Source organism: Flavobacterium sp. UBA4854 (assembly GCF_002399805.1).
GTDB classification, from domain to species: Bacteria; Bacteroidota; Bacteroidia; order Flavobacteriales; family Flavobacteriaceae; genus Flavobacterium; species Flavobacterium ginsengisoli.
Genome location: NZ_DHEI01000149.1, coordinates 5,359 through 11,972, shown reverse-complemented (window position 1 = coordinate 11,972; position 6,614 = coordinate 5,359). Strand labels below are relative to the sequence as shown.

6 protein-coding genes, 1 pseudogene and 1 riboswitch are annotated in these 6,614 nt (G+C 33.5%); of the genes and pseudogenes, 1 reads left to right on the top strand and 6 read right to left on the bottom strand.

All coding sequences use genetic code 11. The features are described 5' to 3' along the window. The 6 genes from B3J44_RS21585 to B3J44_RS21560 all read right to left on the bottom strand — a co-directional run. On the bottom strand, positions 1-489 hold a 489-nt coding region (locus B3J44_RS21585; RefSeq protein ID WP_286971355.1), incomplete at its 3' end, for an aminotransferase class V-fold PLP-dependent enzyme. Between the two features lie 53 nt (positions 490-542). Next, entirely contained in the window at positions 543-1,532 is a 990-nt protein-coding gene (locus tag B3J44_RS21580) for a TlpA disulfide reductase family protein (protein ID WP_286971354.1), read from the bottom strand. Positions 1,533-1,778: 246 nt separating this feature from the next. After that, positions 1,779-1,879: riboswitch (SAM riboswitch) on the bottom strand. A 216-nt stretch (positions 1,880-2,095) separates the two neighbouring features. Further along, a complete protein-coding gene (locus tag B3J44_RS21575; RefSeq protein WP_198856533.1) occupies positions 2,096-2,551 on the bottom strand; it encodes a response regulator in 456 nt (151 codons plus the stop codon). A gap of 2 nt (positions 2,552-2,553) precedes the next feature. Continuing rightward, positions 2,554-5,226 (bottom strand): PAS domain-containing sensor histidine kinase, encoded by a 2,673-nt coding sequence (locus B3J44_RS21570; RefSeq protein ID WP_286971353.1) that lies wholly within the window; start codon positions 5,224-5,226, stop codon positions 2,554-2,556. A 232-nt stretch (positions 5,227-5,458) separates the two neighbouring features. Continuing rightward, positions 5,459-5,662 carry a hypothetical protein gene (locus B3J44_RS21565; protein ID WP_286971352.1) on the bottom strand — a complete coding sequence of 68 codons (204 nt, stop codon included), beginning with the start codon at positions 5,660-5,662 and terminating at the stop codon, positions 5,459-5,461. A gap of 177 nt (positions 5,663-5,839) precedes the next feature. After that, positions 5,840-6,100, bottom strand: a complete 261-nt coding sequence (locus B3J44_RS21560; RefSeq protein ID WP_198856536.1) for a hypothetical protein — start codon at positions 6,098-6,100, stop codon at positions 5,840-5,842. A 218-nt stretch (positions 6,101-6,318) separates the two neighbouring features. Between B3J44_RS21560 and B3J44_RS21555 the strand changes: the two are divergent. After that, a pseudogene (locus B3J44_RS21555) lies at positions 6,319-6,614 on the top strand (AraC family transcriptional regulator); the annotation flags it as partial.

Below are 6,614 nucleotides of genomic sequence, written 5' to 3'. Positions count from 1 at the left end.
TGGAGAAAGAATTACAACATCTGCATTAATTTCATACCACGGAACTTGATTAGAATGATGTTCCATGTGCGTGATAAAAACAACTGGTTTATCTGTTTCCAATTCGTAGTTTTTTCGCACTCCGATAATACGCTGCAGTTTAGATAAAGCAGCCGTCATTCCGCTTCCTGTTGTAACTAAAACATCTGATTCGCTGGCATTAACCGCTTTTTTAATAATTTCTCTAGCGTGCTGATAAGCATAAGTAGACGTTTTTCCTGTCTGACTAGAAAATGAATGCGTATTGGCTATCATTGGACCAATTTTATTGAGCATTATATCTTCTATCGGAGTGTATAATCTTCCACTCGCAACCCAGTCTGCATAAACTAGATTTTGTTCTCCGTAAACCGATTCAAAAGTATGCTCAATTCCTACTGTGTTTTCTCTAAATTTAGAGAAGTGACACTCCGATTCTGTTGGTTTTGTTGTTGGCTCAATAGCATTCATATCCTTATCATTTTAAATTAACTAATTGTATTTTTTGTTGTGCTTTTTTAGAATCAAATTTTATTCTCCAAAAGCGCTTTTAATGTAGACTGCAATTCTTCTCCGTGCAGGTTTTTGGCAACGATTATTCCTTTTGAATCTACTAGATAATTACCCGGAATTGCTCTTACACCATATAATTTGGCAACAGCACTGTTCCAGAAAAGCAAGTCAGAAACATGTGTCCATGTCAAATTATCGTCTTGAATTCCTTTAATCCAATTTTCTTTCTTTTTATCTAATGAAATTGCTACGATATTGAATCCTTTATCATGAAATTCTTTGTAAGCCGCAACAATATTTGGATTCTCTTTTCGGCATGGTCCGCACCACGAAGCCCAAAAATCAACCAAAGTGTAGCCTTTTAAATTATCATAAAGGCGAACTGGTTTTCCATCAGGATCTTTGGCAGTAAAATCTGGGGCTTTTTTACCAACCGCCAATCCGTCTAATACGGTAACCAGTTCTTTTAGTTCTTTCACGTAAGTGATATTCTGAAGGCTTTTATCTAGTAAAGCAATATTTTGAGTGATTTGCTCTGGTGTTAATCTATACGACCAATTTCTATATAAAACATAAGCCGAAACAATAGATTTTGGATGTTCTGTAATGAATTTACTAATTTCAACATCTTTGGTTTTTTTATAGGCTTCGAACAAATCTTGAGAAGCCGAACCTTCAACCACAGAAGCCGTATAATATTTCTTCGGACTTAGTTTTACTGTTATCGGATCTTTTTCAAGAAAAATATACAATGGCGAACTTTCTGTATTGACGCTTAGACCGTATAATTCTGGCGTTTTTACTTTCGTTTTAAAACTAAAATTTCCGTCTTTTACTTTTGCCGAATCAATAGTCGTAAACATTTTATTGTGAAACTTCTGCAGGTAAACATATTGTGCCACTGTGTCGACAACAGTTCCTTTCAATTGTAAATTGCTTTCTTGAGCTTGAGTTTGAAGCGCTCCAAGAAACAAAGCAAAACCTAGTAGTATTTTTTTCATTTTATTTTTAGTATTTTAAGATTAGACAAAAGAATTTTGTGCCAATGCCTAAAGCCATCAGCGCTATTGTTATTTTATAAAAGAAATCTGGAAAAGATTACTGTTTTAGAATTCAGAAAAAGGCAAAGCTATTTTCTTCAAAAATTGAATTCAAAAGTTCATAACCGGCATATAATATTGATTCTGCTTTCATTGTAATAAAGATTTTAGTATGGATGATCTTAAACAGATTTACTGAAGAAATCTTTCTTATCTACCCGCACACGGCGGAAGGATTTAGCACCTTATTCGGCAACAGGTTGCTAAGACTTCATTGGGCCTATTCCCTCAGTCTTTCTGGATAAGTATCATTATATAACTTTTCTGTGATACAAATATATACTAATTCTACCTAATTAGTCAAGTTTAAATTATAATTTTTTACTTTTTTTATTTAAAAAACATTTTTACAAATTACAAACACATAAAAATCAATACGTTAAATCTTAAAAATATTATTTATGGTTAGCATTTTTTATAAAAGAAATTCATACGTTTTACTCTTAAAAGAGAAAAAGCATTATTTATTCTGGAAGAAAAACGTGCAAATATTTATTTTTTTCAAGGCTAGAAAGACCTTCTTTCAGTCCATTTTTGAGGTTTGAAGTAATTAATCCCAACACTTGTTTTAGATCATTGAAATTATTGGGTTTCACAAAATAACAGACAGCACCCAAATTGGCAGCGGCATCCATATCATTTTTATATGACGAAGTCGAAATCATTATTACAGGAATGTCTTTATAATGTTCCTCTGCCTTTAATTGTTTTAAACATTCCCAACCATTCATAATCGGCATATTTAAATCTAAGAAAACTACGCCTGGCACTTTATCTTGAGCTTTCAACAATTTTAGCACTCCGCTTCCATTTTCAGAACAATGGCAAACAATACTTTCATCTATCTCCGCCAATGCTTCACAGAACATTTCTGCATCGTCCTTATCATCATCAGCTAATAAAATCATATTTTCTCCCATAATTAAATGTCTTTTGCTTTTTGTACAAACGGCAAGGTAATAATAAAAATAGCTCCTTTGTTAGAAATTCCTGTTGCAGTAATGCTTCCGCCATGACGTTCGGCTATTTTTTTGCAAAGTGACAAACCTAGACCTGTGCCTTCGTATCGATCCTTAGAATTTAATCGCGTAAAAGTTTCAAAAATGCGTCCTGTTTGATCAAGGTCAAAACCAATTCCGTTATCCTCTACCGTAATTATGGCCACTTTATTACCTGCTTCAATTTGTTCTGTTGCCGTAATATTAATTTGAGGCGGAATGTTTTCTTGGGCGAATTTAATAGAATTATTGATTAGATTATAAAACAGCTGATATAGCAATACCGAAGCTCCTTCTATAACTGGAAGCTCTTCAAAATAAATTTTGCCATTTGCTTCCTGAAGCGCAATTTCAAGATCATTTTCTATGCTTTTAATCACTTCGTTTAAATCGACTATTGTTGTTTTTTGCGAATCGGCATTCATTTTAGAATACGCAAGAACACCATCAATCATATTAAACATACGATCTGCTGCAACATGAATTCGTTCAATATATTTTGATGAAGATTCGTCTAACTGCTCTTCCATATGCTCTTCTAAGCGGCTCAAAAAGGTCTTTATTTTTCGAACAGGCTCTTTTAAATCGTGCGAAGCAACGTGAGCAAACTGCTGTAAATCTTCATTAGATCGCTGTAATTCTTTGGTACGATCTGCTACTAGAATTTCTAGTTTTTCAGTCGTAGACTTTTGTTCATGAATATCGGTACAAGTTCCAAACCAATTAGTAAGCACCCCTTCTTTATCTCTAATAGGAAGCGCTTTACTTAAAAACCAGCGGTATTCGCCTGTATTTGCATTTCTTAAGCGAAACTCTAACTGATAAGGAAATTCTGCACGAACACTTTCGTACCATCTTTTAGAAACCAAATACACATCATCGGGATGCAATTTTGAAATCCAGCTCGAATCTCCAAATTCATGTTCTTCAAAACCTGTATATTCGTACCAGCGACTGTTGTAGTAATCGACAAAACCATCTGGATCTGCTGTCCAAATAATTTGAGGAATAAGATCTGCAAGCTGTCTAAACTTTTCTTCGCTTTCTGTGATAACGTTTTGAAGTTCTTTCTGCGAAGTAATATCACTTGATGCTCCAAACCATTCGATAATTTTTTCTTGATCGTCTAATATCGGAACTACTCTTGAAAAAACCCATCTAACAGAATCGTCCTCATTAACTGCTTTATGTTCCATTTCAAAAATGGATTTTTCGACAATCGATTTAGAAATAAGGTCAACGGCTTGTTGCAAATCTGTAGTATGAATAAACTTATCCAACCAATTAATGCCACGTTCTCCCGAATTAGACAAGCCTCCTTCTCCTTCTAGATTTTGCATAATCATCCAATCGGCATCCATTCGATAAACCAAGTCTGATGATGCGTTGACTAAAGCTCGAAAACGGCTTTCGCTTTCTTCCATTTTTTGGCGCGCTACAACTTGTTGTGTAACCTCAACCGCTACTTGAATCATTCCTGTTATTTCTCCATCTTCAATTAACGGACGATAAGCCAAGTTATAATAATAGTCTTTTAATTCTCCTGTTCGATTATGCGGAACCAAAACTTCACTTTGGTCAAAAGGAATTCCTTCGTTGTAAACCTTTAAAACCTGTTCCCAAACATATTGGCCTTCCAGTTCTGGCAAGACATCAATCAAGCGCATGCCGATAATTTCTTCTCCGCGACCAATCATTTGCAACATATGCTTATTGATTTGCTCAATTACAAGATTATCGCCTCGCAACACTAAAGTTGGGGCAGGTGTTTGATGAATCATTTTGCGGAAACGATTCTCACTTTGCTGCAATTTTTCTTCAGCTTGTTTGCTTTCTGTAATATCCCTTGTAGTTCCTGCGACAAACTCTACTTCTCCTTTTTCATTAAAAACAGGAACAAAAATATAATCGTAAATTCTTCTTCCCAATTCGGCGTGAGGAAAAGAAACCGTTCCTCGAATTGGTTTTCTCTCAGAAATCACAGTATCTATTTCTTTTTCGTGCATTTCGGCATGCCAATCTTCGTAACCATTTTCAATTAAACCGCGCCCAATAGAGTCTTCTGCTGTTTTTCCCCACATGCTCAACAAAGCTTTGTTTGCATAGGCAAACTTATAATCACGATCAAATACATAAACCAAATCTGGTGTTCCATTTAATATAGAATCATAAAGTCTTTTTTGTTTTTCTGCATCAATCAATGCATTATTCAGGGCAGTTTCGGCATGCTTCTTTTTGGTAACATCTTCCATTGTCACGACTAACATTTCGTCTTGTTTTACAACAGTAAATCCGAAACATTGTTTTCCATTTTCATCGCCGTACCATCGCTCAAAATTGGCTGCAATGCCAGTTTCTGCCGTTTCAATAAATTGTTCCAAAATATTGGTTCCTTCTATTTTAGAGAAAACCGTACTGAATCTTTTGCCTTTGTAGTCTTTATTATCGATCCAGTTTATAATACAAGAATTAAACAACAATATTGAAAAATCTTCGACTTTGTCTTTATTATCGTACAAAGATTTTAAAACTGCAATTCCATTAGGTGCAGAATTAAAAACGGTCTGAAAAAGCTCTAAATTACTTATTAGCTCCATTATCGTACTGAGTGATAGTTTTCTAAAGTTGTTTTATAGTGCAAAAGGCATGTAAATTGTTAATTTCCTTCTCAAATATAGAGAAAAACGTTTTTACTTTAAACATTTGTTAAAAATGATTTCAATATAATAGAACATCTTTAAACACCCTTATCAATCTCCTATTCCGCATAGCAACAAAAAAGCCGAATCGTTAGGATTCAGCTTTTCGTTTTATGCATTTACTAGTAAATTATTTCTTAATAGAATCAGTCTTAACTGTTGCTGCTGTGTCTATATCGACTGTATCCATGTCTGGCCCTACGGTGTCCATTGTTTTTTGAATAGAATCATTTTCATATGAACCTATCGTAGTGCTTTCGTTCTTTTTACAAGAAAATGATAATCCTGCCAAAAAAACTAAGAGGGCAATTTTTATTTTTATTTGCTTTTTCATAATCGTATATTTTTAATTGAATATTTTCTTCTTTAAATATTATAAAAATAGCGATTTCAGCTTTTAGCTCTTTTACACAATTTCACTAACTTATTATATATCAACAAATTTACTTTATTACAATGCTAAACTATTAATAAAAAAGAGCAGAAGTTTTTCTGCTCTTTTTTATCATTTTTAATCTATTTTAGTTGCATCATTTTCGGCAATATCTCTATTGAAATTATTTTTATGCCTAAGTTCTTCATAATCGGCATCATCTCCCCAATCGCCAGTGTTTTGTTGATGAATAGGATGATTTTCTTCGTTTAGCAGTTCCTGTTTGTTTTCATCATTTGGAAAATACATATGGTATCCTAAGATTGGATCCCAATTTGATTCTTGAGTACGATCAATACCATCTTGGAATAAATCGTTTTGTTCATTTCTTGTATCCATATTCTATAATTTTACACTCTCAAAAATTGAAAGCCCGATTATTATTTCATTCCTAAGTTAGTAAAATTCAATAAATTAAACCATAACTACTTATATCATTTAACGAAAAATTTACATGATTTGCTTATAGACCTTCAATTGATTTTTGATTTAACCAATAGTCTTCAATAAAATGTCTAAGAATAATAATTACCTTTAGATTCCGCTAAACACCAATTATGACTGAGATTTTCAAAATGTTTAAGATTACGGCTGCCGAATCTGAAAAAATTATGCAATCGGTAAATGAACCTCATGCACATGATTTTGAAGAACTCATAATTGGAAATAAAGGCCAGTTAGAACATTTCATAGATTTTCAGTCCAAATTGATTGAAACGCCTTTTATCAGTTTTGTGACTCAAGGAAAAATTCATCGCGCAAAACCTCTCATAAAAGATGGAGATTGCGATATGTGGGTTTTACGATTTAAAAGCGAATTCATCGCTGAAACTACTTTCAGTCTTTATGCTTC

Coding starts and splice junctions, on each gene's coding strand:
- B3J44_RS21570 (WP_286971353.1), bottom strand. CDS start 5,226: ATGGAGCTAATAAGTAATTTAGAGCTTTTTCAGACCGTTTTTAATTCT.
- B3J44_RS21560 (WP_198856536.1), bottom strand. CDS start 6,100: ATGGATACAAGAAATGAACAAAACGATTTATTCCAAGATGGTATTGAT.
- B3J44_RS21565 (WP_286971352.1), bottom strand. CDS start 5,662: ATGAAAAAGCAAATAAAAATAAAAATTGCCCTCTTAGTTTTTTTGGCA.
- B3J44_RS21575 (WP_198856533.1), bottom strand. CDS start 2,551: ATGGGAGAAAATATGATTTTATTAGCTGATGATGATAAGGACGATGCA.
- B3J44_RS21580 (WP_286971354.1), bottom strand. CDS start 1,532: ATGAAAAAAATACTACTAGGTTTTGCTTTGTTTCTTGGAGCGCTTCAA.